The organism is Streptomyces sp. NPDC006923, from assembly GCF_040635655.1.
Taxonomy (GTDB): domain Bacteria; phylum Actinomycetota; class Actinomycetes; order Streptomycetales; family Streptomycetaceae; genus Streptomyces.
Map to the genome: position 1 here is coordinate 52,327 of NZ_JBEYIF010000021.1, position 26,012 is coordinate 78,338.

At 71.6% G+C, this 26,012-nt stretch carries 20 protein-coding genes; 14 read left to right on the forward strand and 6 right to left on the reverse strand.

What is annotated here, in order from left to right; translation table 11 throughout:
* Positions 1-251: 251 nt before the first annotated feature.
* A complete protein-coding gene (locus ABZ707_RS29800) occupies positions 252-1,457 on the reverse strand; it encodes an MFS transporter (RefSeq protein ID WP_360180818.1) in 1,206 nt (401 codons plus the stop codon).
* A gap of 74 nt (positions 1,458-1,531) precedes the next feature.
* Between ABZ707_RS29800 and ABZ707_RS29805 the strand changes: the two genes are divergently transcribed.
* Positions 1,532-2,290 (forward strand): DeoR/GlpR family DNA-binding transcription regulator, encoded by a 759-nt coding sequence (locus tag ABZ707_RS29805; RefSeq protein ID WP_360180820.1) that lies wholly within the window; start codon positions 1,532-1,534, stop codon positions 2,288-2,290.
* Between the two features lie 62 nt (positions 2,291-2,352).
* Here the strand turns inward: ABZ707_RS29805 and ABZ707_RS29810 are convergent, their stop codons facing one another.
* The 4 genes from ABZ707_RS29810 to ABZ707_RS29825 all read right to left on the reverse strand — a co-directional run bounded on the left by ABZ707_RS29810 (position 2,353) and on the right by ABZ707_RS29825 (position 4,160).
* Positions 2,353-2,610 (reverse strand): hypothetical protein, encoded by a 258-nt coding sequence (locus ABZ707_RS29810; protein WP_360180822.1) that lies wholly within the window; start codon positions 2,608-2,610, stop codon positions 2,353-2,355.
* 203 nt (positions 2,611-2,813) lie between these two features.
* Complete coding sequence (locus tag ABZ707_RS29815; protein WP_360180824.1) at positions 2,814-2,951, reverse strand: hypothetical protein; 138 nt, start codon at positions 2,949-2,951, stop codon at positions 2,814-2,816.
* A 171-nt stretch (positions 2,952-3,122) separates the two neighbouring features.
* Positions 3,123-3,584 carry a J domain-containing protein gene (locus ABZ707_RS29820; RefSeq protein ID WP_360180826.1) on the reverse strand — a complete coding sequence of 154 codons (462 nt, stop codon included), beginning with the start codon at positions 3,582-3,584 and terminating at the stop codon, positions 3,123-3,125.
* Between the two features lie 153 nt (positions 3,585-3,737).
* Positions 3,738-4,160: an Hsp20/alpha crystallin family protein gene (locus tag ABZ707_RS29825; RefSeq protein ID WP_360180828.1), complete on the reverse strand. Its 423-nt coding sequence runs from the start codon at positions 4,158-4,160 to the stop codon at positions 3,738-3,740.
* 393 nt (positions 4,161-4,553) lie between these two features.
* On the opposite strand from ABZ707_RS29825, the gene rpmF reads away from it, so the two are divergent.
* From rpmF to ABZ707_RS29890, 13 genes are all read left to right on the forward strand, one after another.
* Positions 4,554-4,724, forward strand: coding sequence for a 50S ribosomal protein L32 (gene rpmF, locus ABZ707_RS29830; protein WP_360180830.1), 171 nt, complete (start codon positions 4,554-4,556; stop codon positions 4,722-4,724).
* Between the two features lie 5 nt (positions 4,725-4,729).
* The gene (locus ABZ707_RS29835; protein ID WP_360180832.1) at positions 4,730-5,920 is read left to right on the forward strand and encodes a GTP-binding protein; all 1,191 of its coding nucleotides are present in this window, start codon (positions 4,730-4,732) and stop codon (positions 5,918-5,920) included.
* A gap of 187 nt (positions 5,921-6,107) precedes the next feature.
* Positions 6,108-6,422: an MSMEG_0570 family nitrogen starvation response protein gene (locus ABZ707_RS29840; RefSeq protein ID WP_360180834.1), complete on the forward strand. Its 315-nt coding sequence runs from the start codon at positions 6,108-6,110 to the stop codon at positions 6,420-6,422.
* Positions 6,419-7,735, forward strand: a complete 1,317-nt coding sequence (locus tag ABZ707_RS29845) for an MSMEG_0569 family flavin-dependent oxidoreductase (protein WP_360180836.1) — start codon at positions 6,419-6,421, stop codon at positions 7,733-7,735. The genes ABZ707_RS29840 and ABZ707_RS29845 overlap by 4 nt, the downstream gene beginning before the upstream one ends.
* Positions 7,736-7,747: 12 nt before the next feature.
* Entirely contained in the window at positions 7,748-8,587 is an 840-nt protein-coding gene (locus ABZ707_RS29850; RefSeq protein ID WP_360180838.1) for an amidohydrolase family protein, read from the forward strand.
* 72 nt (positions 8,588-8,659) lie between these two features.
* Complete coding sequence (locus tag ABZ707_RS29855; RefSeq protein WP_360180840.1) at positions 8,660-9,196, forward strand: MSMEG_0572/Sll0783 family nitrogen starvation response protein; 537 nt, start codon at positions 8,660-8,662, stop codon at positions 9,194-9,196.
* Positions 9,197-9,206: 10 nt separating this feature from the next.
* Positions 9,207-10,313: an MSMEG_0568 family radical SAM protein gene (locus ABZ707_RS29860; RefSeq protein ID WP_360180842.1), complete on the forward strand. Its 1,107-nt coding sequence runs from the start codon at positions 9,207-9,209 to the stop codon at positions 10,311-10,313.
* A gap of 5 nt (positions 10,314-10,318) precedes the next feature.
* Positions 10,319-11,821 (forward strand): MSMEG_0567/sll0787 family protein, encoded by a 1,503-nt coding sequence (locus ABZ707_RS29865; protein WP_360180844.1) that lies wholly within the window; start codon positions 10,319-10,321, stop codon positions 11,819-11,821.
* Positions 11,818-12,669, forward strand: coding sequence for a carbon-nitrogen hydrolase family protein (locus ABZ707_RS29870; protein ID WP_360180846.1), 852 nt, complete (start codon positions 11,818-11,820; stop codon positions 12,667-12,669). The genes ABZ707_RS29865 and ABZ707_RS29870 overlap by 4 nt, the downstream gene beginning before the upstream one ends.
* Positions 12,666-13,502 (forward strand): carbon-nitrogen hydrolase family protein, encoded by an 837-nt coding sequence (locus ABZ707_RS29875; protein WP_360180848.1) that lies wholly within the window; start codon positions 12,666-12,668, stop codon positions 13,500-13,502. Before ABZ707_RS29870 ends, ABZ707_RS29875 begins: the two co-directional genes overlap by 4 nt.
* Positions 13,499-14,575 (forward strand): MSMEG_0565 family glycosyltransferase, encoded by a 1,077-nt coding sequence (locus ABZ707_RS29880; protein ID WP_360180850.1) that lies wholly within the window; start codon positions 13,499-13,501, stop codon positions 14,573-14,575. Before ABZ707_RS29875 ends, ABZ707_RS29880 begins: the two co-directional genes overlap by 4 nt.
* A 194-nt stretch (positions 14,576-14,769) precedes the next feature.
* Positions 14,770-15,300: a GNAT family N-acetyltransferase gene (locus tag ABZ707_RS29885; RefSeq protein ID WP_360180852.1), complete on the forward strand. Its 531-nt coding sequence runs from the start codon at positions 14,770-14,772 to the stop codon at positions 15,298-15,300.
* A gap of 334 nt (positions 15,301-15,634) precedes the next feature.
* Complete coding sequence (locus ABZ707_RS29890; RefSeq protein ID WP_360180854.1) at positions 15,635-16,834, forward strand: cytochrome P450; 1,200 nt, start codon at positions 15,635-15,637, stop codon at positions 16,832-16,834.
* Between the two features lie 64 nt (positions 16,835-16,898).
* On the opposite strand, the gene ABZ707_RS29895 is transcribed toward ABZ707_RS29890, so the two are convergent.
* On the reverse strand, positions 16,899-26,012 hold a 9,114-nt coding region (locus tag ABZ707_RS29895; RefSeq protein WP_360180856.1), incomplete at its 5' end, for an SDR family NAD(P)-dependent oxidoreductase.

The window sequence follows — 26,012 nt, forward strand, 5'->3', positions numbered from 1 at the left end:
CATGCTATATCCGCTCCGCGCCGTTTCAGCGGTTCCCGACACGGGCCCGGCCTGAGGCGCGCACGGGTGTCGACTGGGCGCGCGCCTCGATCCGTACGGTCCGGGGGCGGGCCTCCGTGAGCTGGGCCGCGTTCCGGGAAGGTTCCGCGCCTCACGGCCGAGGTCCCGATGGGCGCGGAAGCCGTGTCGCGCACCGCGGTTGGGAGTTCACGGCGAAGGCCGTGACCGGCCGAGCAGCCGCCTTCGGCCGCTCAAGGTCCGGCCGGCAGTCCGAGGGGGGCAGCCTCCTCGTCCGCCCGTGAACCGGGACGGATGATCCCGGCCGCACAGGCGGCGACCACACAGAAGGCGACCGGCAGGAAGAACGCGACATTGAGCGGGACGAAGTGCGTGAGCGGTCCGATGACTCCGGGCCCGGCGAGCATGCCGAGATAGCCGAGCCCGGCCACCCGGGAGACATTGGCTCCCGCGTTGTCCTGGTCCGCGTGGCCCGCGGCGCTGAAGAGCTGAGGAATACAGCCGGACAGGCCGATGCCGAAGACGGTCCAGCCGATCAGTGCCAGCGGGATCCAGGGAGCGAGCGCCGCCGCCGTGAGGCCGAGGGCGGCCAGCGCGGCGCCATGGCGGACCACGGCCACCGGACCGAAGCGCGCCGCCACCCGGTCGGTGAGCAGCCGGCCGATCGTCATGGCGGTGGCGAAGGCGCCGTAGGCGAGCGCCGCGGTGGACGCGGAGGCATCGAGAATGTCGCGCAGACCGAGCACGCTCCAGTCGTTGGCGACGCCTTCGCAGAGCATCAGCATCAGGGCGAGGGCGGCCAGTGCCCAGATACGCGTCGGGGTCCTCCGTCGCGCCCCGCCGGACGGAACCGCCTCGGGGCTCTTCCCGCCGCCGGTGGGTTCCGGCCGCAGCAGTGCCGGAGCGGCGAGCGCGGTCACCACGAAGCCGAGGACACTCACCCCGGCAAGGGTCGCGGCCGGGCTCCAGTCCCAGCTCAGTGTGCGCGCGGCGATCAGCGCCGCCAGCACCCCGCCGACCGAGAACAGCGCGTGGAACGCCGACATGACGGGCCGCGCGTACCCGCGCTCGACCTGCACGGCATGGGTGTTCATGCTGACGTCCAGACAGCCGTTGCCAAAACCGAGCACCAGCAGAGCCGCGCCCAGCGCCACCGGGCCTTCCGCCAGGCCCGGGAGCACCACCGCGGCGCTGCACAGCACCGCGCTCGCGGGCACCACCTTGCGGGCGCCGTAGCGGTCGGCGAGCGGGCCGACCACCTGCATGCCGGCGAAGGCGCCGGCGCCGAGCAGCAGGAGGAGCCAGCCGAGCACGGCATGGCTGATGCCCGCGCGCTGCTCCACGGCCGGGATATGGACGATCCACATCCCCAGGACAAAGCCGTTGAGGGTAAAGAAGGCGAAGGTGGCCTGCCGGGCGGCCCGTAGAGGGTTCTTCATGGTTTCGAACGTATCAAACACGATTCATGTTCGATAGCTTGCCTATTGCTCACCTTTCCTGTTCACTTCACGCTGTGGCGAGCACAGACCGGCTGAGGCAGATCACCGAATCCGTACGCGAGCGCGGGCAGCAGAGCGTGGCGGAGCTGGCCGCGCGCACCGGCGCCTCCGAGATGACCATCCGGCGCGACCTGGAGACACTGGCCGACCAGGGCGTACTGGAGCGCTACCGGGGCGGCGCCCGGAGCCTGCTGTTGCGCGGCGAGGAGCCTCCATTTGCGCTCCGGGCGGGGGAAGGGCTCGACGCCAAGCGCCGGATCGCCGCCGAGGTCGCCGGGCTGATCAGCGACGGCGAGTCGGTCGTCCTCGACAGCGGCACCACCTGCCTCGAGGTGGCCCGCGTCCTCAGAGACCGGCGCCTGACCGTGATGCCGCTCTCCCTGCACGCCGCCAACGCGCTCACCGGCGGGGAACGGCTGCGACTGCTGCTGCCGGGCGGGGAGCCACGTCCGGGTGAACTGGCCCTGACCGGGCCACTGACCGAGGCGTCGCTGGCCGCTTTGCGCTTCGACACCGCCGTCGTCGGCTGCTGCGGGCTGACCGCCGCGGACGGCCTGACCGCCTACGACCTGGCCGACGCGGCGATCAAACGCGCCGCCATCGCCTCGGCCCGTCGTGTCATCGCCGTCGCGGAGACGGCCAAGTTCTCCCGTACGGCCCTGGCCTTTGTCGCACCGGCCTCCGCCCTCGACGCGGTCGTGACCGAGGAGGACGCGCCGCGCGAAGAGCTGGACGCGATGGCGGCATCCGGCGTGACCGTTCGAAGGGTGTGAGCGCGGGCGGCCTCATCGGTAGGTGGGGGCCGGCCGATCCGAACGACGCCGCACAGCCGCCGTCAGCCGTCCTCACCCTCCAGCTCGAACGTGAAGTAGACACTCAGCGTGTAGGGCTGGTCTTCGTCGTGTGCGAAATCCCAGGAGACGTCCACCAGGAAGATGTTGTGTTCCCGCACCCACTCATAGGCTTTCTTGAAGGCTTCCGCGGCGGTGGTGGCGGGGAACAGCTTCCTCGCCATGGGATGCACCTGACTCTCCGCATCCGAGTCGTCGAAACCCTCCGGAACGTCCAGGCAGAGGTCGGGATCGAGTTCCATGGACGGCGCCCTTCCAGTCGGTTGCCGGTACGCGTCGACAGAGGCGGATCCTCCGAAGACGACGCCCGGTAAGACCGGGGCGCACCTGGAAGGGTTGCTTCCGCCGGCCGCGCCGCCAGAGTTCTCGTGCGTGCCTCCGGCGCCCGCGCCGCCCCGGGATCAGTTGGCCGGCCGCGGGCGCTCACCGGCCGGAGCGAGCCGCCTCACTCGGATTCGGGGCCGTCCGTCTCGTACGTCCTGGTCCAGGTCGCTCCGCACAGGCAGCGGGAGTGCTCGACCAGCTCTCCCGCCTCGGACACACCCACGCCGTGATGCAGGCGGACATGTACGTGCTCACTCATGGGGGACTACTTTCGACTCACGGATTCCGGCTCTCGGGCAGATCGCCCCGATCGTCACCCCATGCCCTTGATGGGAGCAATGATCCGAGTCACACCCAGGGCGGCGGTACGACGCGATGTGCCGCGAGTCACCCGCGCACCTCGTCCGGTGGCGGGGGCGTCCCACCCCCCTCACCACCCGGCGGCCCACTTCCACACCAGAACCCAGCCCCTGAGCAGGGGCGGCCGGTAAGCAGGCGGCGCGTCGGCGGCCGGCCCCATCCTGGTGGGACCCGCCCGCAGAAACGCGCCCCCACCGGAGACCGGCGGACGCGCCGTCATGTCCGTGTCCCTCGACGGCCGCGCGTCCCTGATCCTGACCGGGACAGCACGCCCGGTCCGCACGGCCGAAGCCCGACCGCCGCGCCGGGCGTCGTAGTCGGCGCGCGAGGCGGGGTCGCGCAGTGTCTCGTAGGCGGCCGTCACATCCGCGAACCGCTCACCGGACTCGGACCGGTCCGGGCTGACGTCGGGGTGGAATGTCCGCACCAGTCCCCGATAGGCGGCGGTGATCTCCGCGGCCGACGCGCTGGGCTCCACGCCCAGCACCGCGTAGTGATCGCTCCTGCCGCCGGGATCCGCCCGTCCTGCCATCTCCGCTCACCTCACCGGTGATCGAAACCGTACACATCCAGATGGAGTGATATCTCAAAGGTACTCACGCCGGGGTGCGACGGTCACGGGCGAAGAGGCACACGACGGGACCCGGCGCAGCGCCCCTCGCGCCGGGTCCCGATGCCCACGTTTTCAGCCGTGAATCTCCTTGGGAGCACTCTCGCCACTGACCGAGATCTTGCGGGGCTTGGCCTGTTCGGCGATCGGAATACGCAGGCTGAGGACACCGGCGTCGTAGGTCGCCTCAATGCGCTCCGTGTCCAGCGTGTCGCTGAGGAAGAGCTGGCGGCTGAACGATCCGACCGGCCGCTCCGCGATCAGGATCTCCGCGTTCTCACCGGCACTCGGAGTGCGCTCTGCCTTGACCGTCAGCACGTTCTGCTCGACACCGAGGTCGATGGATTCCGGTGTCACACCGGGCAGGTCCAGTTCCACGACGAAGGTCTCGCCGTCCCGGAAGGCATCCATGGGCATGGCCGTCGGCCTCGCGGCGGTGCCCAGGACCTGTTGTGTCAGCCGGTCCAGCTCGCGGAAGGGATCGGTTCGCATGAGCATCGTTGATCACTCCTTCTTCGGAATTTCCTGGATACAGAAGGCATAGGGCGCCGCCCAAATATCAATGGTTCGACGCGAAAAACTTGACACTTTCACACTCAACTTTCCCGCAAGGGCAAGGACATCCCGCCCCGGCCCGGAAGCCAGGGACTCCCCCTATCAGCTCACCGCCGAACCGCGGTCCGCGCCACCCGGGCAGCCATGGCGGACCGGCGGACCGCCGGCTCCGCGACATCACACCCCGTCAGACACCCGAGGACCGCGCCACGCCACCCCTGGCGATCAGAGCCGCGCCGACCCGGCCGGACAGCGGGCCGCCAGGGGCCCCACCCCCTCGGTTGATAACGACCATCATTTTCATATAGCGTCGCCGACAACAACCCGGAGGTCCCCATGGCAGTCCCGAAGCGGAAGATGTCCCGCAGCAACACCCGTCACCGTCGCGCGCAGTGGAAGGCCACAACTCCCCAGCTCGTACCGGTCACGGTCGACGGCGCCGTCCACCAGGTGCCGCAGCGGCTGGTGAAGGCTTACGAGCGCGGTCTCCTGCGCCCCGAGAGCTGAGCGTCATGACGCAGGACCTGCTGCCCGTCACCGTCCTTTCCGGATTCCTCGGAGCCGGCAAGACCACCCTGCTCAACCATGTCCTCGGAAACCGCGAGGGACTGCGGGTCGCGGTGATCGTGAATGACATGAGCGAGATCAACATCGATGCGGCGCTGGTGCGCGGCGGAGAGGCGGCGCTGTCGCGTACCGAGGAACGCCTGGTCGAGATGACCAATGGATGCATCTGCTGCACTCTCCGCGACGATCTGCTGGAAGAGGTGGACCGGCTCGCTCGCGAAGGACGCTTCGACTACCTGCTGATCGAATCGAGCGGCATTTCCGAACCGATGCCCGTCGCGGCGACCTTCTCCTTCCCGCGCGACGACGGGGCGACGCTGGGCGATCTCGCGCGGCTCGACACGATGGTCACCGTGGTCGACGCGGCGAATTTCCTCCCTGAACTGGAGGGCGGTGACGGGCTCGCCGAGCGCGGGCTCGACCAGTACGAGGACGACGAACGCACCGTCAGCGACCTGCTGATGGACCAGATCGAGTTCGCCGATGTCATCGTGCTGAACAAGCTGGATCTCGTCGACACGCGAGGGCGGGAGCAACTGAGCGCCGCGCTCACCCGCCTCAACCCGGTCGCCCGGATCGTGCCCGTCAGTCATGGACGCGTGGCACTCGCCGATGTCCTCGGCACCGGTCTGTTCGATCTGGAGCGGGCGCAGCAGGCCCCGGGATGGGCACGCGAACTCAACGGGGACCATGTGCCGGAGACCGAGGAGTACGGGATCTCCAGCACCGTCTTCCGTTCGCAGCGCCCCTTCCACCCCGGCCGTCTGTGGGCGTTCGTGACCGAGGGGCTCGACAGTGGCCGGTACGGCCAGGTCCTGCGCTCCAAGGGATTCTTCTGGCTGTCCAGCCGGCCGCGGGTGACCGGACTCTGGTCGCAGGCAGGCTCCGTGGCCCGGTTCGAGCCGTCCGGCGCGCGCGACATCGGTACGGCACAGGGGCAGGAACTGGTCTTCATCGGACGGGGACTGCGCGCGGAGGCCCTCCTGGCGTCGCTGACGGAGTGTCTGATGTCCGACGCCGAGGCGCCGCCAGGCGTCGACCCGTTCCCCTCGTGGGACACCTACGGCATCGATGACGCGTGCGAACACGAGCACGGGGAGCCGGTGTCTGCGGCGCGTGCGACCGAGGGTCCATAAAACGCGTGCCGCGCGTCCAGGGTTTGCCTCTGAGGCAACACAGTGCGTGCGGCGCCTCACCTGACGTGAGGATGCTGTAACTCCGCTTTATTCCGGATGACTCGGTTCGGTAATCGCCAGTGACTGAAGTGGTTCTCATGAGCAGCGTCGAGGTGTCCCGGCCTCGGCGCCTCGCATGGAGGACTTCATGCCTGAGATCTATTTCCATGTGCGCTGGCCCGATGGTGCGACCCAGCGCTGTTACTCGCCCTCCACCATAGTCGAGGAGTACTTCGCGGCCGGCGCCGAGTACGAACTCTCCGACTTCGTGGAGCGTAGCCGCACGGCGCTGGGTATCGCCGGTGAACGGGTGCGGGAGAAGTTCGGATTCTTCTGCACCGGCGCGTCCGAGCAGCTCGCGCACATCGAGCGGACCGCCGCCGCCTACGCCTCAGCCGACGGGGCCCAGGCCGCCAAGGTCACCGTCGAGTCCCTCGTCAACGCCGACGGGAGCAGCCGGTGAGCCCGGCGGTACGGCTCGCGGGGGCCCACTACCCGGTGGCCGTGGTCGGCGGCGGACAGGCCGGCCTGTCGGTCAGCTACCACCTGCGCCGGCGCGGCATCGATCATGTCGTGGTCGAGGCGGAGCGGGTCGGTCACGAGTGGCGTGAACGGCGCTGGGACTCCTTCTGCCTGGTGACCCCGAACTGGCAGTGCAGGCTGCCCGGCTTCCCGTACCAGGGGGACGACCCGGACGGTTTCATGGTCCGTGACGAGATAGTCCAGTATCTGCTGGACTATGTGGCGTTCTTCCAGCCGCCGCTGGTGGAGGGCGTGCCGGTGACCGGGCTGCGACGCGCCGTCGACGGCCGCTTCGAACTGACCACCGCGGAAGGCACGTTCACCGCCGATCAGGTGGTGGTGGCCACCGGCCCCTACCACACTCCGTCCATCCCCCGGATGGCCGAGCGTCTGCCCGCCGGTGTCACACAGATCCACTCCTCCCGCTACCGCAACGCAGGGCGGCTTCCCGACGGCGGTGTCCTGGTCGTCGGCACCGGCCAGTCCGGATGCCAGATCGCCGAGGACCTGCACCTCGCCGGACGCCAGGTACATCTGGCCGTCGGCGGCGCGCCCCGGGTCGCCCGCTTCTACCGGGGCCGGGACTGCGTGGCGTGGCTGGACGACATGGGGCACTACGCGAAGGGCATCGACGCCTTCGACGATGCCGCCGCCGTCCGGATGCGGGTCAACCACTACGTCACCGGACGCGACGGCGGACGCGACATCGACCTGCGGGCCTTCGCCCGGGACGGAATGCGGCTGCACGGGCGGCTGACCGGCGTCGACGGTACGACGCTGGAGTTCGCCGACGACCTGAAGATCAACCTGGACCGGGCCGACGCGGTGGCCGAGAGCATCAAGGACGCCATCGACGCCCATATCTCCGCGCACGGGATCCAGGCTCCCCACGAGGCCCGGTACGTGCCGGTGTGGGAGCCGTCCGGGCAGGTGGCGGATCTCGATCTGGCGGAGGCGGGGATCACCTCCGTCGTCTGGTCCACCGGCTTCTCCCGGGACCACCGGTGGATCGAGATACCCGCCTTCGACGGCCGCGGCTATCCGATGCACTGGCGCGGCGCCACCAGCACACCCGGGCTCTACTTCCTCGGCCTGCCCTGGCAGTACTCGTGGGGCTCCGGACGTTTCGAGGCCGTCGGCCGGGACGCCGAGTTCCTCGCGGACCACATCGACGCCCGCCGCCGCCTCGCCGACGTGTGCGGCACGCTCACCGGCGCGCCGGACTTCGTCGCCTCCGCCCTTCCCCTGGGCTGACAGGAGCCCCGCATGGTCTTCGGCACACATCGCCCCGCGGTCTTCGACGCACACCGCCATATCGGTGTCCTGCCCGCGTATCCCTTCTACGGCGGCCCTCCGGTCAACCCGGACACCACCGCGCGAGCCACCGTCAAGCAGTTCCTCGCGGACCTCGACACCGAGGGCACGGAACGCGCCCTGGTGATCCCCAACTACGGCGTTCCCGACCCCGCCGTCGCCTTCTCCTTCAACGAGTTGGCGATCGAGGCGGCCCAGAGCGACGACCGGGTCCGCGCCGGGCTCTGGGTCTCTCCCCGCCCGGAGGACAGCGACCGCACCGGGCAGGCCCTCGCCCTGGCGGGAGAGGACGGCGTGCGGGCCCTCAAGCTCAGCTTCCTGCTCGGCGGCCGCCCCACGGACCCGGCCTGCCGGCCGCACCTGGACCGTATCTTCCGGACGGCAGAACGCCACGGACTGGTCGTCCATGTGCACACCTCACCGGGCGCCGCCTCGGACATCGACGAGGTGGGCCGTCTGGTGGACTGGTACGCCGGTCAGGTCCCCGTCCATCTCGTGCACTTCGGCGGCGGGATGAGCGGTCACATCAAGCTCGTCGGCTCGCGGTTCTTCGACTGGATCGAGTCCGGCAAGCGCGTCTACACCGATCTCTCCTGGGCCATCGGCTTCACACCGCGCTGGCTGGCCCAGGAGATCGAGCGCCGCGGCATCGGCCATGACCGGGTGCTCTTCGCCAGCGACCAGCCGTGGGGCGACTTCACCGGCGAGTACGCCCGGCTCGCCGAGGCGACCGGCGGCGGCGCACTCGGCGAACTCGTCTTCCGCGACACCTTCGCCGCGCTCTACGACTGAGCGGACCGCCGCCCGGTCGCGTCCCCTACCGAAACCCGTACCGGAATCCCCGCACTCACCAGGAGACAGCCCATGTCCGACACCGCCACCACCACCGCCACGGAACTCACCGAGGTCGAGCAGAAGTCCCTCGCCGAGATCGCCCACCCCTCGCTCCCGGAGGGCTCCAGCATCTACGGTTCCACCAAGGTCTTCCCCGACTACCAGGCCGAGGACGGCGAGACCTACTTCACCCTCGTCCATGGCATCGCCCATGAGTCCTCGGTGTCCTTCGTCGCCGTGCTCCAGGCCACCCGCGCGCTGCGCAAGGGCTTCGAGGCGGCCATCTACTTCTACGGGCCGGGTTCGCTCAACTGCCTCGCCACACGGGGCTTCCCGACCGTCGGCAACTCCGCCTTCCCCGGCGAACACAACATCAACAACCAGCTCAAGACGTTCATCGCCGAGGGCGGCAAGGTCTACTGCTGCCGCTTCGGCCTCTCGCTGCACGGCGCCCGCGAAGAGGACCTGATCGAGGGCGTCATCCCCACCCACCCCCTCGACGTCCAGGACGCGATCATCCACTACGCCCGCAAGGGCGCCATCATCAACTCCACCTACCAGCTCTGAGGGGTACGTCGTGAGCGTTGGCACCGATACGACGAGTACAACGGTGGACGTGCGGATCATGACCCGCGCGGAGCTCGCTCTGCGCGGCATCCGCCAGGGTGTCGAGGTCGAACGGCCGGACGGCGCGGGCCCCAGCGACGACGGCCATGTCCTCGTCGACGGTGCCAACGCCGCACTGCCCCGCAACCCCGACAGTCCCTACACGGTCCGCGACGGCAAGGTCTGGCTCGGTGACGAGACCGGGAGCCTCACCGACACCGGGCTCTCCCTCACCGCCGTACGACGGCCCAAGTTCTACGACCTGACGACGGCCGACGGCATCCGGTACGAGGAGATAGCCCGCCTGCACGGCTCCGACGTACTCGCCACGACCGTCGTCCAGACCTGCGTCCGCTACGCCGAGTCCGACCGCTGCCGGTTCTGCACCATCGAGGAGTCGCTGCGCTCGGGCGCGACGGTCGCCGCCAAGACGCCGGCGCAGCTCGCGGAGGTGGCAGAGGCGGCGGTGCGGCTGGACGGCGTCAAGCAGATGGTCATGACGACCGGCACCACCGCGGGCCCCGACCGGGGCGCCCGCAATCTGGCACGGTCGGTCCGGGCGGTACTGCGGGCCGTGCCGGGCCTCCCCGTCCAGGTGCAGTGCGAACCGCCCGGCGACCTCGCGTGGATCCGCGCGCTGCGCGAGGCCGGAGCGACGGCCATCGGCATCCATGTCGAGTCCCTCGACGACGAGGTGCGCCGCCGCTGGATGCCCGGCAAGTCGACCGTGCCGATGGCCGAGTACGAGGCCGCGTGGGACGAGGCGGTGCGGGTCTTCGGACCCAACCGGGTCTCCACCTATCTGCTCGTGGGCCTCGGCGAGGACCCGGACGAACTCGTCGCGGGCGCGGGAAAACTGATCGACCGCGGTGTGTATCCCTTTGTCGTCCCGTTCCGTCCGATGGGCGGCACACTCGCCGCCCGTGACGGTATCGGGGCGCCGAGCGCGGAGGTGCTGCGGTACGTCACCGAGGGCGTCGCGGCGAAGCTGCGCGCGGCCGGGATGAGCGGCGCCGACCAGAAGGCCGGCTGCGCCGCCTGCGGGGCGTGCAGTGTGCTGCGGACGGCGGGCGGGTGACCTCCATGTATCTCGACGGATCCGCCGTACCGCCGACGGCCGACGGCCCGGCCGACATCCTGGCGCTGCTCGGCGACCGCAGCACTCTGGCGCGGCGGCCCGCCTTCCGTGTCGAAGAGGCCCGTTCCACCGGCGAGCTGTCCGCGTATCGCCGGCTGCGCCGGGACGCCTTCGTCCACGAGCAGGGGCTCTTCGCGGGCCATGACCTGGACGACCGGGACGCCGACACCCGCACCGTCGTCCTGGTCGCCAGGGACCTGACCGGCACGGTGGTCGGCGGGGTACGTCTCGGGCCGGTCGGCGACGGTCCCGACCTCGGCTGGTGGCAGGGCGGCCGGCTGGTGGTCGCCCGGCGGGCCCGTGGCCGGCACGGTATCGGCGCGGCGCTGGTGCGCGCCGCCTGCGCCCGCGCGGAGGCCGAGGGCGTCCTGCGGTTCGACGCGGCCGTCCAGACCCGTGGCGAGGTGCTCTTCAAGCGGCTCGGCTGGCGCTCCGTACGCGAGATCACGGTCGCGGACACGCCGCATGTGCTGATGCGATGGCCGATCGGGCGGATCGCGGCGCAGGCGGCGGCCACCAAGTCCGCGCTCGGGCCGCTTCTCGCGGCCTTTCACGGAGCGGCGGGCCAAGTCCCCGGCCGGCACCCGGGCGGCGATGTCCCGCGCGGGGACACAGGGGCCGCGCTCGGCGGCGCGGGGTTCGTCGGCGACGACGGAGCGTCCGTCCCCGGCACGGATGTGATCGCCGCGTGCGACGCGATCGTGCCGTCCATGGTCGAACGCGATCCCGAATGGGCGGGGTGGTGCTCGGTCCTCGTCAATGTCAATGACCTCGCCGCGATGGGGGCTTCACCGATCGGGCTGCTCGACGCCGTGGGCGGGAAGGACGCGGCGCACGTCCGGCGGGTCCTCGCCGGACTCGGCCGGGCCTCGGAGGCGTACGGCGTCCCGGTCCTCGGCGGGCACACCCAGCTCGGCGTACCGGCCGCCCTGTCCGTGACCGCGCTGGGCCGCACGGACCGTCCGGTGCCGGGCGGCGGCGGACGGCCCGGGCATGCGGTACGGCTCACCGCGGACCTCGGCGGCGGCTGGCGCCGGGGCTACCGGGGCCGCCAGTGGGACTCGTCCACCCACCGCCGTACGGACGACCTCCGCGCGATGACCGGAGCGGTCGCCGCCGTCCGGCCCGCCGCGGCGAAGGACGTGTCGATGGCCGGGATCGCCGGGACCCTGGGCATGCTCGCCGAGGCGAGCGGCTGCGGCGCCGTCCTCGACATGGCGGCCGTACCCCGGCCGCGTGGCACGGCCATGGGCGACTGGCTCACCTGCTTCCCCGGCTTCGCGATGCTCACCACGGACGCACCGGGCGCCGTACCGCTGCCCGCCGGGCCCGCCACGGGGGCCGAGTGCGGGGAGCTGACCACAGGACAGGGTGTCGGGCTGCGCTGGCCCGACGGAGAGATCACCGAGGCGGTCGCCGGCCCGGTGACCGGAATGGGGACCGCATGAGCACGCTCCGTATGGCGGCCGTCGCGGCCGAGTTCGGCCGGGACCTCGAAGAGGACTTCGCCGTCGTCGAACGCCTGATCAAGGAGGCCCGGGCCGAGGGCGTGGGGCTGCTCGCCCTGCCGGAGGCCTGCCTGGGCGGCTATCTGCTCAGCCTCGACAACGACACCGAGCTGGACGGGGGCCCGCCCGCGCTCGCGCTCGACGGCCCCGAGGTGCGCCGGCTGGCCGCGCTGGCGGGGGAGCTGACCGTCGTCGCCGGTTACTGCGAGGCGGGCACCGACGGGCAGCGCTACAACAGCGTGGTCTGCGTCAGCGGAGACGGGGTGCTGGGCAATCACCGCAAGGTCCACCAGCCGCTGAGCGAGGACGCCAGCTACGCGTCCGGGGACCGCTTCCACGCCTTCGACACGCCGGTCGGCCGGATCGGCATGATGATCTGCTACGACAAGGCGTTCCCGGAGTCCGCCCGCGCGCTGGCCCTCGACGGCGCCGAGATCGGTGTGGTCGTCTCCGCCTGGCCGGGCGCGCGCACGCACGCCGCGACCGATCTCGTCAACGACCGCTGGAAGCGCCGCTTCGACCTCTTCGACCGGGCCCGCGCCCTGGAGAACCAGATCGTGTGGGTCTCCGCGAACCAGACAGGTACCTTCGGGTCGCTACGCTTCGTCGGCAGTGCCAAGGTCGTCGACCCCGGCGGCGAGATCCTCGCCGACACCGGGATCGGCGCCGGCCTGGCAGTCGCCGAACTCGACGTCGCCCAGGCGCTGGAGACCGCTCGCCGCGCCATGGGGCACCTGCGGGACCGGCGTCCGGAGACCTACACGTACGCGGGAGCAGTCAGCAGATGAGAACTGTCAGGATCGCGGCCGCCGCCGCCCACTTCGGCCGCGACCTGGAGTTCGACCTCGCCCGTGTCGCCAAGCTCATCGACGACGCGCGCCGCTCCGGCGCCGGGCTGCTCGTCCTGCCCGACGCCGCGCTCGGCGGCTATCTGGCGGATCTGCGCCACCCCGACCCCGGGGCCCTCCCCCCGGCGCTGAAGCCGGACGACCCGTTGATCCACGAGGTCGCCCGGCTCGCCGCCGAGATGGTCGTGTGCGTGGGCTACTGCGAGGACGGCGGCGACGAGCGCTACAACGCCGCCGTGTGCGTCAGCGGCGACGGGGTCCTCGGCCGCCACCGCAAGGTGCATCTGCCGGCCGGGGAGGTCGCCGTCTACACACCGGGCGACGGCTTCGCCGCCTTCGACACGCCGGTCGGCCGGATCGGCATGCTCATCGACTACGACAAGACGTTCCCCGAGTCCGCCCGCTCCCTGGCCCTGGACGGAGCCGAGATCCTCGCCTGCCTCTCCGCCTGGCCCACCAGCATCACCAACCGGGCGCCGCGCATGGCCCAGGACCGGCAGGCCAAGCTCTTCGACCTGTACGACCAGGCGCGCGCCGCCGAGAACCAGGTCGTCCTCGCCTCCTCCAACCAGACCGGCGCCATGGGCGGCATGCGGTTCCTCGGCCAGTCCAAGGTGGTCGGCCCGGGCGGCGACATCCTCGCCAGGACCTGGGCCAAGGCGGGCCTGGCCGTCGCCGAGGTCGATGTCGCCGCCGAGATAGACCGCGCCCGCCGCGTCCTGCGCCACCTCGACGAGCGCCGCCCCTCCGCGTACCGGGAGATTCCCTCATGAAGATCGCCCTGCTCAGCTACTCCACCAAGCCGCGCGGCGGTGTCGTGCACACGCTCGCGCTGGCGGAGGCGCTGGCCGCGACCGGCGAGGACGTCACCGTGTGGTCGCTGGGACGGGGCGGCGACTCGGGCTTCTTCCGCGAGGTCGCCCCGGATGTGCGGGTCCGGATCGTGCCCTTCCCCGAGGGGCCCGCGGAGGAGACCGTCGGGGAGCGCATCCTGCGCTCCATCGCCACCCTGCGCGACGCCTTCGACCCGTCCCCGTACGACATCGTCCACGCCCAGGACTGCATCAGCGCCAACGCGGTGGACCGCTGTGTCCGCACCGTCCACCACCTCGACCACTTCACCACGCCCGAACTCGCCGCCTGTCACGAACGGGCCATCGTCGAGCCCTACGCCCATATCTGTGTCTCCCGGTCGGTCGCGGACGAGCTCGCCGAGGGCTGGGGTTTGACGGCGGAGGTGATCCCCAACGGCGTGGCCTACGACCGTTTCGCCACCACCAGTCCGGCGGCCCGGGACGCCTGGCGCTCCCGCCTCGGCCGCTATGTGCTCACCGTCGGTGGGATCGAACCGCGCAAGGGCTCTCTGGACCTCCTGGAGGCCTACGCGCTGCTGCGCGCCGGCCATCCCGACGTACGGCTGGTGATCGCGGGCGGTGAGACCCTCTTCGACTACCGCGACTACCGCGCCCGCTGGGAGACCCGCGCCGCGGAACTCGGCGTCGCACCGGACGTCCTGGGCCAGGTCCCCGACGACGATCTGCCGCCGCTCGTCGCCGCCGCGGACGCCTTCGTGTTCCCCTCCGTCAAGGAGGGCTTCGGCCTCGCCGCCATGGAGGCCCTCGCCGCCGGAGTGCCCCTGGTCGTCCGCGACCTGCCCGTCCTGCGCGAGGTCTTCGGCGCCACCGCCCGCTTCGCCGCCGACCCCCGGACCCTGGCCGCCCAACTGGCCGCGGCGCTCACGGAGAACGCCCCAGGACGCCGTGCGGCGGGCCGGGAACTCGCCGCCCGCCATACCTGGGACGGCGCGGCGCGGCGCCATCTGGACTTCTACCGCTCATTGCGCTGAACGGCCCGGCCGGCCGGAGAACCGGAGAGCCGGCACCCCCACGGCAGGCCCCTTCCGACCAGGGGGTCTGTCGAGCCGGACCGGGCCTCGGCCACACTGTGTTCCGACGGGGCAGCCCATTCCGGCGTCCTCGTCGCCTTTGGTGAGACGAAAATCGCCCACCACCGCAATCGCATAGAAGTACGATGAACTGAATGAATATTCACACTACCTCCTTCGGCCACCCCGATGCGGTCCGGCTCAACGACCGTGTGCAGCTCGAATACGCCGAGCGGTACGGCGACGAGGGCGATGTCACCCCCCTCGACCCGGTCATGTTCGAGCCACCGCACGGCCTGTATCTGATCGTCTACGACGACCTGGGCACCCCGGTCGCCACCGGCGGCTGGCGCCGCCAGGACGAGAACGACCACGGGTACGACGACGGCGACGCCGAGATCAAGCGCATGTATGTGATCCCGGAGGCGCGCGGCCGCGGTCTGTCCCGGGTGGTGCTGGCCGCCCTGGAGGACGACGCTCGCGCGGCGGGCCGCACCCGGATGGTCCTGGAGACCGGTACCGAACAGCCGGAGGCCATCTCGCTCTACACCTCCAGCGGCTATGAGCCCTGCGCCAAGTTCGGCCTGTACCGCTTCCATGAGCTCAGCCGCTGTTACGCCAAGCCGCTGAGCGCCGCCGCGCCCCGCGCGACACCGGGCGACCGCCGGCGTTCGCACGTCGGCTGAGGGGCCGCCCGGCCGACATCCGGGCCGGTCACCCGGCACCGGGCGGCCGGCCCGAGGGGCGAGGATCCGAGCTTCGTGACGGCACACGCTCCCGTCCCCCGGCCGACCCCGGCCGTACACAGAGGTGGGCTACGCTCAGGAAAATGACCATGGCCAGGGCGTGTCGCACAAGTCCCGGGCCACATACCCGTCGAGCGCCTCGCTCCGCACAGGTCCGGGACGCCGTCGCATCACTCGGACGACCGCGACCCGGGGGACCTCCGATCGGACGACCGAACGGACGCGGAGCGGCGGCCGTGTACAAGACGAGCACGTTTCCCGAGAAGGTGGCGATATGACCGGACTGTGCCCTTTTCCCTTCGCTGTCGGTGCTGAGACACAACCTCCTCCGGAGTACGCGGAGACCCAGGCCGAGCCGGGCCTGCGCCGGGTGAAGATCGCCGGAGGGCGGGAAGCCCTGCTGGTCACCCGTTACAGCGACGTCAAGTTCGTCCTGGCCGACCAGCGTTTCAGCCGGCTCGCCTACAGCAAGATCGCCATGGCGGGTGTCCCCAGGGAGTCGCTGCCGCTGGTGACCACCGATCCTCCCGACCACACCCGGCGCCGGGCCGCCGTCGCACACGCCTTCACGGCCCACCGGGTGCGGTCGATGCGGGCGCTGGTCGAGGAGGTCGTCGCCGAGGCCGTCAGCGATCTGGCCGCCGGGCCCACGCCGGTGGACCTCGTCGAGCACTTCGCCCGGCCGATCACCATGGTGATCATGTGCCGGGTGCTCGGCCTGCCGGAGAAGGACCAGGATCGCTTCGAACACTGGGGCAATCTCACCATCTCCGCCGGCCGTTACCCGATGGGCGAGATGATCAAGGCCCATCAGGAGATGCACGAGTACTTCGACCGCCTGGTGACCGAGCGGCAGGAGGCCATCGACCGCGGGCATCCCACGGACGACGTCCTGAGCCAGATGCTGGTCAGCACCCATCCCGACCGGCAGGTGAGCCGGGCCGAGACGGTGTCGCAGATATCCGGGGTCTTCTACGCCGGTTACGAGAGCACCAGCAGCCAGATGGGCTCGGCCGTCTTCGAACTGCTGCGCAGGCCCGATGTCGCGGACGAGTTGCGCACCCAGCCGGACCGCGCGGTACCGATCGTGGAGGAGCTGCTGCGCTACCTCACGATCGCGGAGAACGGCGGCATGCACCATGTGGCGACGGAGGACATCACACTGCCGGACGGATCCCTCGTACGGAGCGGCGAGATCGTCATCCCGATCCCGGACGCCGCCAACCGCGACCCCGAGATCTTCGATTCCCCGCACACCCTCGACGTGAACCGGCCGTCCGTACCGCACATCGCGTTCGGCCACGGGCTGCACTACTGCGTCGGCAGTGAACTGGCCAGGCTCGAACTCCAGGTCGCGCTGAGCGCGTTGCTGACGCGCTTCCCGACGCTGGAACTCGCGGTGCCCGAGCAGGATCTCCAGTGGCGCACCGACATGCTCGTGCGCGGTCTCTGGAAGCTGCCGGTCCGCTGGTAGCGCCGGCGCCCCGCGGTCGCGCCGACCGGTCAGGGCCGGCGCGACCTCGGGGGCGTGTCGCGCCCTACTTGCCCAGTGTGCCCAGCCACTCATGCACAACGCGCGCCGTGGAGTCGGCGTACTCCTCCATGAGGGTGTAGTGGTTGCCGGGGACCTCGATGATCGACGAGACCCCGCCCAGCTTGGTCTGCCAGCTCTTGTCCGCCAGGTCCGGGTTCATCGGCTCCGACGCCCGGATCAGCAGGGTCGGCACCGGCATCGGCTCCGGGTTCCACTCGCGGAAGAGGCCGCACGTCCACTCGTACGCGGACAGCCGGACGCTGTCGATCGGTACGACGCCCTCCGCCCTCTCGAACATCGCCGTTCCGAACTCGGTGCCGGTCTCCCGCAGCGATGTGTCATGCATCGCGTACGTGTCGAACAGCACCACGGCGAGCGGCGGTTTGCCCAGGTCGGCCAGGCGCTTCGCCGTCGTGTGGGCGAGGATCCCGCCGGACGACATCCCGGCGAGGACGAAGGGACTGTCGCCCACGTACTCGGAGACCGTCCGCGCCTCCAGCTCGACGAGCGCGGCGGCGTCGGCCGGCAGTTTCTCGCCCTCGGTGAAGCCCGGCGAGGCCAGCGCTGAGACGCTGAGACCGCCGGGCAGCGCCGCCGCGAACGAGACGTACTGATGCGCTCCGGTCAATGGCACGATCGGGTTGAAGCAGACCATCCGGACATCGCTCTCCCCCTCGACCAGCCGCACAGGACGTGGCCTGCGCTCGATCTCCTCAGGACTCCGGAAGAGGGGCCGCAGCCGGGCGACGCTCATCAGCAGTTCGCCCGCCAGCCGGGTCTGTCCGGCTCCGAACGCCTCCCGGTAGAGCCTGGCCACGGTGTCGGGTGCGGTGTCCTCGGCCCGTGCCGGAGCCTCGACACTGGCTGATCCTGCCGTGTCCGGCTCCGCCTCGGCGAGTTCGTCACCGAGGTGCCCGGCCAGCTCGACGATCGTCGGATAGTCGAAGGCCAGGGTCGGCGGAAGATGAAGACCCGTCGCGAGATTCAGCCTGTTGCGCAGCTCCACCGAGGTCAGTGAGTCGAAGCCCAGCTCCTGCAAGGCGTGTCCCGGCTCGATCGCCTCGCTCTCGGTGTGCCCCAGCACGGCGGCCACCTCGGCCCGTACCAGTTCGAGCATCGCCTCCCGGCGCTCGGCTCCGGCCAGCCCGGCGAAACGGGCCGCCGTGTCGGTCCCGGCCGGGGCGGGGGCCGCCGATCCGGTCGCGCTGCGGGCGGCGGCCCGTACCGGCTTGCGGACCAGGCCGCGCAGCAGATGCGGTACGTCGTCACGGCCGCGCAGCACGCTCAGGTCGAGCCGGGCCGGCACCAGGACCGGCCGGCCCATGGCGGTGGCGGCGTCGAACAGCGCCATGCCCTGTGCTTCCGTCAGCGGCCGGACGCCGGAGCGGGTCAGGCGCCGCATTTCGTCCTCGCTGAGGTCGCTGGTCATGCCGCTCCCCTGCTCCCAGGGTCCCCAGGCCAATGACACCGCAGGCAGGCCGAGTTCATGCCGGTGTTCCGCGAGTGCGTCGAGGAACGCGTTGGCCGCGGCGTAGTTGCCCTGGCCCGGCGCGCCGATGACCCCGGCCAGCGAGGAGAACAGCACAAACGCCGACACCCCCCGCTCCTGGGTCAGTTGGTGCAGATTCCAGGCCGCGTCGACCTTGGGCCGCAGTACGGCCCCCAGCCGTGCGGGAGTGAGTGAGGCGATGGTGGCATCGTCGATGACACCGGCGGTGTGGACGACGGCGGTGAGCGGATGTGCGGCGGGGACGGTCGCGAGCAGCGCGGCCAGGGCGTCCCGGTCCGCGATGTCGCAGGCGGCCACCGTCACGTCGGCGCCGTGCCCGGTCAGCTCGGAGACCAGCTCCGCGGCTCCCGTGGCGTCGGCGCCGCTGCGGCTCGCGAGCAGCAGACGGGTGACGCCGTGCCGGGTGACGAGGTGACGGGCGAGCAGGCCGCCGAGACCGCCGGTGCCTCCGGTGATGAGGACCGTGCCGTCCCGGTCCCATCCGGGGGTGCCCTCGGCGGTGGCGACCGGCGTCGCCCTTTCCAGCCGCCGTACGCGCAGCTCGCCGCCCCGGACGACGGCCTGCGGCTCACCGCTCGCCACCGCGGCGAGCAGCAGCGCCGCCGAGCTCTCCTGATCGTCCAGGTCGACGAGTACGAACCGGCCGGGGTGTTCGGCCTGCGCCGAACCCACCAGACCCCGTACGGCGGCGACGGCGATCTCCGATGTGCCGGCCGATGTCATCACGAAGACGATCCGTGAGTCCGCGAACCGGTCGTCCTCCAGCCATCGGCGCACCTCACCGAGGACACGGGCCGCCGACGCGTGGGTGGCGCGCACCATGTCGTCGGACCGCCCGACCGGCACGGGTACCAGCAGGACCGCGGGCGCCGGCATACCGGCGTCGACCTCGGCGACCAGTGCGTACGAGTCCATGAGGGACGGGATACCGCAGCGCTCGGCGAGTCCGGAGCGGTCGTCGCCGACCAGCGTCCAGCCCGTCCGGTCGATGGTGTCGGCGCTGCCGAGAGCCTCGGCGGCGAGTGCCGTCCACACGGGACGGAACAGGGCGTCGCCGGTCGCCGGGGCGAGCCGGTCGGCGGACAGTTCCCGCAGCACCAGGGAGCGCACGGACGCGACCGGCGCTCCGGTGGTGTCGGCCACGGCCAGCGAGACCGCGTCCGGGCCGACCCGGCGCAGCCGCACCCGCAGGCCGTCAGCGCCGGCCGCGTGCAGCGACACGCCCGTCCAGGCGAATGGCAGCCGGCCGCCGCTCGCCGCGTCCAGACCGGCGAACAGGGACGCCTGCACCGCCGCGTCGAGCAGCGCCGGGTGCAGCCCGTACGGCGTCAGTGCGGCGCGGTCCGTTTCCGGCGGAGCGATCTCGGCGAAGATGTCGCCGCCGCTCCGCCAGGCGGCGGTGAGGCCCTGGAACATCGGCCCGTAACTGAAGCCCGCGTCGGCGAACCGGGCGTAGAGGCCGTCCAGTTCGATCCGTTCGGCGTTGCGCGGCGGCCATGCGGTCAGGCCGGCCTCCTCGGCGCGTTCGGCCTCGGCGGCCAGCGTGCCACTCGCGTGGCGCGTCCAGGATCCCGCCGGGGCGTCGGCCGGCCGGGAGTAGATCCGGAGTGAACGGCGGCCCCGGTCGTCGGGTCCGCCGACGGCCGTACGCAGCAGCACCTCGCCGGTGTGCGGCAGGACGAGCGGTACTTCCAGCGTCAGTTCTTCCACCGTGGCGCACTCCGCCTCGTCACCGGCGCTGACGGCCAGTTCCAGGAAGGCGGTTCCCGGCAGGATCACCACGCCCGCCACCGCGTGCTCGGCGAGCCACGGGTGCGACCGCAGCGAGAGCGCTCCGGTGAACAGGTGGCCGTCGGAGTCCGGCAGATCGACCCCGGAGCCCAGCAGCGGATGCGCGCCGGGACCGGTGCCCGGCGCGGCGCCCGGACGGAGCGTGGCCGGCTTCGGCCAGTGCCGCTGCCGCTGGAAGGCGTAGGTCGGCAGGGCGACCGTGCGGGCTCCGGTCCCGGCGAGCACCGCCGTCCAGTCGACTCGTACGCCCTGGACGTGCAGCTGTGCCAGGGCGGCGCTGATCGTCGGCTCCTCGGGCCGGTCCCTGCGCATGGCCGGCACCGCCGTCACGGCGGAGTCGGGTCCGAACTGGCCCTGGGCCATGGCGGAGAGCTGGCCGTTGGGACCGACCTCGACAAAGGTGGTCACTCCTTCGTCCAGCAGCACGGAGAGCCCGTCACCGAAGCGCACCTTCTCGCGGACGTGCCGTACCCAGTACTCGGGGTCGCACATGTCCGCCGGGCGGACCAGACCGCCGGTCACATTGGAGACCATGGGGATGGTCGGGGGCCGGAAGGTCAGATCCTTGACGGCGTCCCTGAAGGCGTCGAGCGCCGGGTTCATCCGGGGCGAGTGGAAGGCGTGGCTGACCCGCAGCCGCTGTGCCTTGTGGCCGGCCCTCATCAGCGCGGCGGCGACCTCCTCGACCGGTTCCTCGTCCCCGGCGATGATGACGCTGTCGGCGGTGGCGATCGCGATGCCGACCTCGTCCTCGCGTCCCTCGACCAGCGGGAGCACCACGTCCTCGGGCACCTGGAGCGCGTACATCCCGCCGCCGGTCGGCAGCGCCTGGATGAGCCTGGCACGCGCGGCCACGAGCGCGCACGCGTCCGCGAGGGACCACACACCGGCGACGTAGGCCGCGGGGATCTCGCCGACCGAGTAGCCGACGAGGAAGTCGGGCTTCACGCCCCACGACGTCAGCAGGCGGTACAGCGCGACTTCGACGGTGAACAGCGCCGGCTGGGTGTATCCGGTCCGGTCGAGCAGTTCGGCCTCGGGAGAGCCGGGCTCGGCGAACATGACGTCGAGCAGCGGCCGGTCGAGGAGCGGGTCCAGGTGGGCCGCGATCTCGTTCACGGCGTCGGCGAACACCGGGAAGCGCTCGTACAGACCGCGTCCCATCCCGGGGCGCTGCGAGCCCTGCCCGGCGAACGAGAAGGCCACCCGTCCCGGCGCCTTGGCCGTGCCCTCGATCACGGCCGCGGACGGCACGTCCTGGGCGAGATCCGACAGGGCGCGCAGGAGGTCGGCGCGTTCGCCGCCGGTGACGACCGCGTGGTGGTCGAAGACCGAGCGGGTCGTCGCCAGCGAGAGGGCGACATCGGCGGGGGCCCAGCCCGGCCCGGCCTCCAGGCGGGAGAGCAGCCGGGCGGCCTGGGCGCGGACGGCGCCGCGGGTCTTGCCGGAGAGCGGCCAGGACACGATGGCGGGCCGCTCGCCGGGGGACGGCGCGGGTGCGGCGCTCCCGGTCCGGTCCCGGGCGTCCCGGGCGTCACCGGGCGGGACAGGGTCGCCTTGTTCCAGGATCACATGGGCGTTGGTGCCGCTGATGCCGAACGAGGAGATCCCCGCGTAGCGGGCTTTCCCCGCGCGCGGCCAGGGCCGTGGTTCGGTCAGCAGCTCGACCTGGCCGTCCGTCCAGTCCACATGGCTGGAGGGCTTGTCGACGTGCAGCGTCCGGGGCAGCGTCTCATGACGCAGCGCCATCACCATCTTGATCAGCCCGGCCGCGCCGGCCGCCGCCTGGGTGTGGCCGAGGTTCGATTTGACGGAGCCCAGCCAGAGCGGCCGGTCGGCGGGCCGGTCCTGGCCGTAGGTGGCCAGCAGGGCCTGTGCCTCGATGGGGTCGCCGAGCGTGGTGCCGGTGCCGTGCGCCTCCACCGCGTCCACCTCGGCGGCCGACAGCCCGGCCGTGGCGAGCGCCTGCCGGATCACCCGCTGCTGGGAGGGACCGTTCGGCGCCGTCATGCCGTTCGACGCGCCGTCCGAGTTCACGGCCGAGCCGCGTACGACGGCCAGCACCTGGTGGCCCCGGCGCCGGGCGTCCGACAGCCGCTCCACGACCAGCATGGCGACGCCCTCGGACCAGCCGGTGCCGTCGGCCGCGTCCGCGAAGGGCTTGCACCGGCCGTCCGGCGACAGACCGCCCTGGCGGCTGAACTCGATGAAGGTCCCGGGGGTCGACATCACCGTCACACCGCCGGCCAGTGCCAGGTCGCACTCTCCGGAGCGCAGTGCCTGTGCGGCCATGTGGAGGGTCACCAGCGACGACGAGCAGGCCGTGTCAATGGTGACGGCCGGGCCCTCCAGGCCGAAGGTGTAGGCCAGGCGGCCGGACATCACACTGCCGGAGTTGCCCGTGCTGAGATAGCCCTCCACCTCGGCGGGGAACTCGACGAGGCCGCCCGCGCCATAGTCGTGGTACATCACACCGACATACACACCGCTACGGCTGCCGCGCAGGGGAGCCGGGTCGATGCCCGCGTTCTCGAACGCCTCCCAGGATGCCTCCAGCAGCAGCCGCTGCTGCGGGTCCATCGCGAGTGCCTCACGCGGTGAGATACCGAAGAAACCGGCGTCGAAGTCGGCCGCGTCGTGCAGGAAGCCGCCGTGCCGGGTGTACGACGTGCCGGAGTTGCCGGGGTCGGCGTCGTACAGCGCCTCGACGTCCCAGCCCCGGTCGGCCGGGAATTCGGAGAGGACCTCACCCTCGGCGGCGACCAGGTCCCAGAGCTGGTCCGGCGACGTGACCCCGCCGGGATAGCGGCAGGCCATACCGACGATGACGACCGGGTCGTCGGAGACGGCCGCGGTGCGCACCACCGGCACCATCGGCTCGTCCTGGCCGCCCACCAGTTCGGCGACCAGGTGGTCCGCCAGCGCGGCGGCCGTCGGATAGTCGAAGATCAGGGTGGCCGGCAGCCGCAGCCCCGTCTCCGTGTTGAGACGGTTCCGCAGCTCGACGGCGGTCAGCGAATCGAAGCCGACCTCGCCGAAGGCGCGCTGCGGGTCGATCCGGTCGGCGCCGGAGTGGCCGAGCACCGCGGCGACCTGCGCCCGTACGAGTCCCAGCACCAGGCCCCTGCGCGCGCTTTCGTCGAGCCCGGCCAGCCGGGTGCGCAGGGTGGCGGAGACCGCGGAACCGGCCCGGTTGCGCCGGAGGGACGAGCCGCCCGCCAGGCCACGCAGCAGATGCGGGACGACCGGCCACGCACGCAGCGCGGAGAGATCCATCCGGGTCGGCAGGACCACCGGTTCGCCGGCCCGCACCGCGAGGTCGAAGAGCGCGAGTCCGCTCTCGGCCGTGAGCGGCGCCATGCCGGTGCGCGCCATGCGCCGCATATCGGCTTCGCGGAGGTCCGCCGTCATTCCCGCGGACTGTTCCCACGCGCCCCATGCGAGCGACAGCCCGGGCAGGCCGCGGGCGTGGCGCTGTCGTACGAGCGCGTCCATGGCCGCGTTGGCGGCGGCGTAGTTGGCCTGCCCCGCCGCGCCGAGCACACCGGCCGCCGAGGAGAACAGGATGAAGGCGGACAGATTCAGTTCACGGGTCAGCTCGTGCAGATTCCACGCGGCGTCGGCCTTCGGCCGCAGGACGGTGTCCAGCCGCTCCGGGGTGAGAGAGCCGATCACACCGTCGTCGAGCACACCGGCCGTGTGGATCACGGCGGTCAGCGGATGGTCGGCGGGGATGGTGTTCAGCAGTTTCCGCAGTCCTCGGCGGTCGGCGACATCGCAGGCCGCCACCTGTACATCGGCGCCGTGCGCGGTCAGCTCGGCCACCAGTTCCGCGACACCGTCAGCCGCACCGCCCCGGCGGCTGACCAGCAGGAGGCGCCGTACGCCACGCACCGCGACAAGGTGCAGGGCCAGCAGGGCGCCGAGGCCGCCGGTGCCACCGGTGATCAGCACGGTGCCCTCGGGATCCCACGGCCGGTCCGGGACCGGCTCCGGAGATCCGGTCCGCCCGGGCGGTGCGACCCGGGCCAGCCGGGCGACGCTCACTTGGCCGGCCCGCACGGTGAGCTGCGGTTCTTCGGTGGCCAGCGCACGCGGAAGCGCTTCGTACGAGGGACGCTGACCGTCGACGTCGACGAGCACGAACCGTCCCGGGTTCTCCGACTGCGCGGCCCGTACCAGTCCCCACACCGCTCCGTGCGCCAGGGAGAGCGTGGCGTTGCGGGTGACGACCACAAGCCGGGCGTCGGCGAACGCCTCCTCGGAGAGCCACCATTGCAGCCGCTCAAGCACCCGCGCGGAGAGCGTGTGCACCGATTCGCCGGCTCCGGCGGCCACCCAGGCGTCCACCGGCATCAGCACGGTCCCGACCGTCCTGGCCGCGTCGTCCGTGGCGGCGCGCAGCCACTGCGGTCCGGCGAAGTGCGGTACGCCGCTCAACCCGAGGTTGTCGGCGCCCAGTACGGCCCAGTCCCCGGTGTCGGCCTCGGCGCTCTCGGAGAGGGGCACCCAGTCGAGCCGGAACAGCGACTCACCGGTGGTGGCGGGCGCGAGCTTGTCGGCGGCGAACTCACGGAGCACCAGCGCATCGGCCCAGGCGACCGTCTCACCGGTGGAGTCGGCCAGCACGATCGAGATCGCGTCGGTCCCGGCCGCCGTCAGGCGCACGCGCAGCGCCTGGGCGCCGCCCGCCCGGACCACCACGCCGGTCCAGGAGAAGGGCAGCCGCCCGGGGCCTTCCTCGCCCGCACCCGCGAAGCCGGCGGCGTGCAGAGCCGAGTCGAGCAGGGCCGGATGCAGACCGCAGGCGGGCGCGTCGGCGCGTTCCGCTTCGGCGAGACCGACCTCGGCGAACACCTCCTCGCCGCGCCGCCACACCGCGGTGAGCCCCTGGAAAGCGGGGCCGTAGGCGAAGCCCGCCTCGGCGAAGCGCTCGTAGAAACCGTCGAGCGCGATGGACTCGGCGCCCTCGGGCGGCCATACGCCGGCCCCGAAGTCGGGGACCTGGCCGCCGGAGGCGAGCACGCCGGTGGCGTGCCTCAGCCATCCGGCTGTCGGTTCCTCGGTGTGCGCGTACACGTGCACCGGGCGTCGGCCCGCCTCGTCAGGCGCGGCGACGACGACCTGGATCTGGACGCCACCGGTTTCCGGCAGGACGAGGGGGACTTCGAGCGTCAGCTCGTCGATCCGGTCACAGCCGACCTGATCACCGGCCTGGACGACGAGTTCGACAAACCCGGTGCCGGGGAAAAGCACCGTCCCGGCCACGGCATGGTCGGCGAGCCAGGGATGGGTACTGAGCGACAGCCTGCTGGTGAACAAGAACCCGTCGGACTCGGGCAGCTCAACACCGGCGCCCAGCAGTGGGTGATCGACGGAACCCAGGCCGAGCGAGGCCGCGTTACCGCTCTGGAGCGCGGGCGTCGGCCAGTACCGCTCGTGCTGGAACGCGTACGTCGGCAATGCGATCCGGCGGCCGCCGGTCAGTGCCGGAGACCAGTCGACCTGGACACCCTGCACATACAGCTCGGCGGCAGATCGGAGGAAGCGGTCGAGACCGCCCTCGTCGCGGCGCAGCGAACCCACCACGAGGGCACGGTCCTCTGAGGTCTCGCCGAGGGGAACGGTCAGAACGGGATGGGCGCTGGCCTCGACGAATACGCCGTGGCCGTGTTCCAGCAGGCTTTCCACGGCCTGCCGGAACTCCACCGTGCCGCGCAGATTTCGATACCAGTACTCGGCGTCCATGCCGGCCGTGTCGAATTCCGTGCCCGTCACCGTCGAATACAACGGAACGCTGGAAGCCTTCGCCTCGAC

What these genes read in the sequence shown, in the direction of transcription:
- ABZ707_RS29800 (WP_360180818.1), bottom strand. Translation starts at nt 1,457, where the DNA reads ATGAAGAACCCTCTACGGGCCGCCCGGCAGGCCACCTTCGCCTTCTTT.
- ABZ707_RS29810 (WP_360180822.1), bottom strand. Translation starts at nt 2,610, where the DNA reads ATGGAACTCGATCCCGACCTCTGCCTGGACGTTCCGGAGGGTTTCGAC.
- ABZ707_RS29815 (WP_360180824.1), bottom strand. Translation starts at nt 2,951, where the DNA reads ATGAGTGAGCACGTACATGTCCGCCTGCATCACGGCGTGGGTGTGTCC.
- ABZ707_RS29820 (WP_360180826.1), bottom strand. Translation starts at nt 3,584, where the DNA reads ATGGCAGGACGGGCGGATCCCGGCGGCAGGAGCGATCACTACGCGGTG.
- ABZ707_RS29825 (WP_360180828.1), bottom strand. Translation starts at nt 4,160, where the DNA reads ATGCTCATGCGAACCGATCCCTTCCGCGAGCTGGACCGGCTGACACAA.
- rpmF (WP_360180830.1), top strand. Translation starts at nt 4,554, where the DNA reads ATGGCAGTCCCGAAGCGGAAGATGTCCCGCAGCAACACCCGTCACCGT.
- ABZ707_RS29835 (WP_360180832.1), top strand. Translation starts at nt 4,730, where the DNA reads ATGACGCAGGACCTGCTGCCCGTCACCGTCCTTTCCGGATTCCTCGGA.
- ABZ707_RS29840 (WP_360180834.1), top strand. Translation starts at nt 6,108, where the DNA reads ATGCCTGAGATCTATTTCCATGTGCGCTGGCCCGATGGTGCGACCCAG.
- ABZ707_RS29850 (WP_360180838.1), top strand. Translation starts at nt 7,748, where the DNA reads ATGGTCTTCGGCACACATCGCCCCGCGGTCTTCGACGCACACCGCCAT.
- ABZ707_RS29855 (WP_360180840.1), top strand. Translation starts at nt 8,660, where the DNA reads ATGTCCGACACCGCCACCACCACCGCCACGGAACTCACCGAGGTCGAG.
- ABZ707_RS29865 (WP_360180844.1), top strand. Translation starts at nt 10,319, where the DNA reads ATGTATCTCGACGGATCCGCCGTACCGCCGACGGCCGACGGCCCGGCC.
- ABZ707_RS29870 (WP_360180846.1), top strand. Translation starts at nt 11,818, where the DNA reads ATGAGCACGCTCCGTATGGCGGCCGTCGCGGCCGAGTTCGGCCGGGAC.
- ABZ707_RS29875 (WP_360180848.1), top strand. Translation starts at nt 12,666, where the DNA reads ATGAGAACTGTCAGGATCGCGGCCGCCGCCGCCCACTTCGGCCGCGAC.
- ABZ707_RS29880 (WP_360180850.1), top strand. Translation starts at nt 13,499, where the DNA reads ATGAAGATCGCCCTGCTCAGCTACTCCACCAAGCCGCGCGGCGGTGTC.
- ABZ707_RS29885 (WP_360180852.1), top strand. Translation starts at nt 14,770, where the DNA reads ATGAATATTCACACTACCTCCTTCGGCCACCCCGATGCGGTCCGGCTC.
- ABZ707_RS29890 (WP_360180854.1), top strand. Translation starts at nt 15,635, where the DNA reads ATGACCGGACTGTGCCCTTTTCCCTTCGCTGTCGGTGCTGAGACACAA.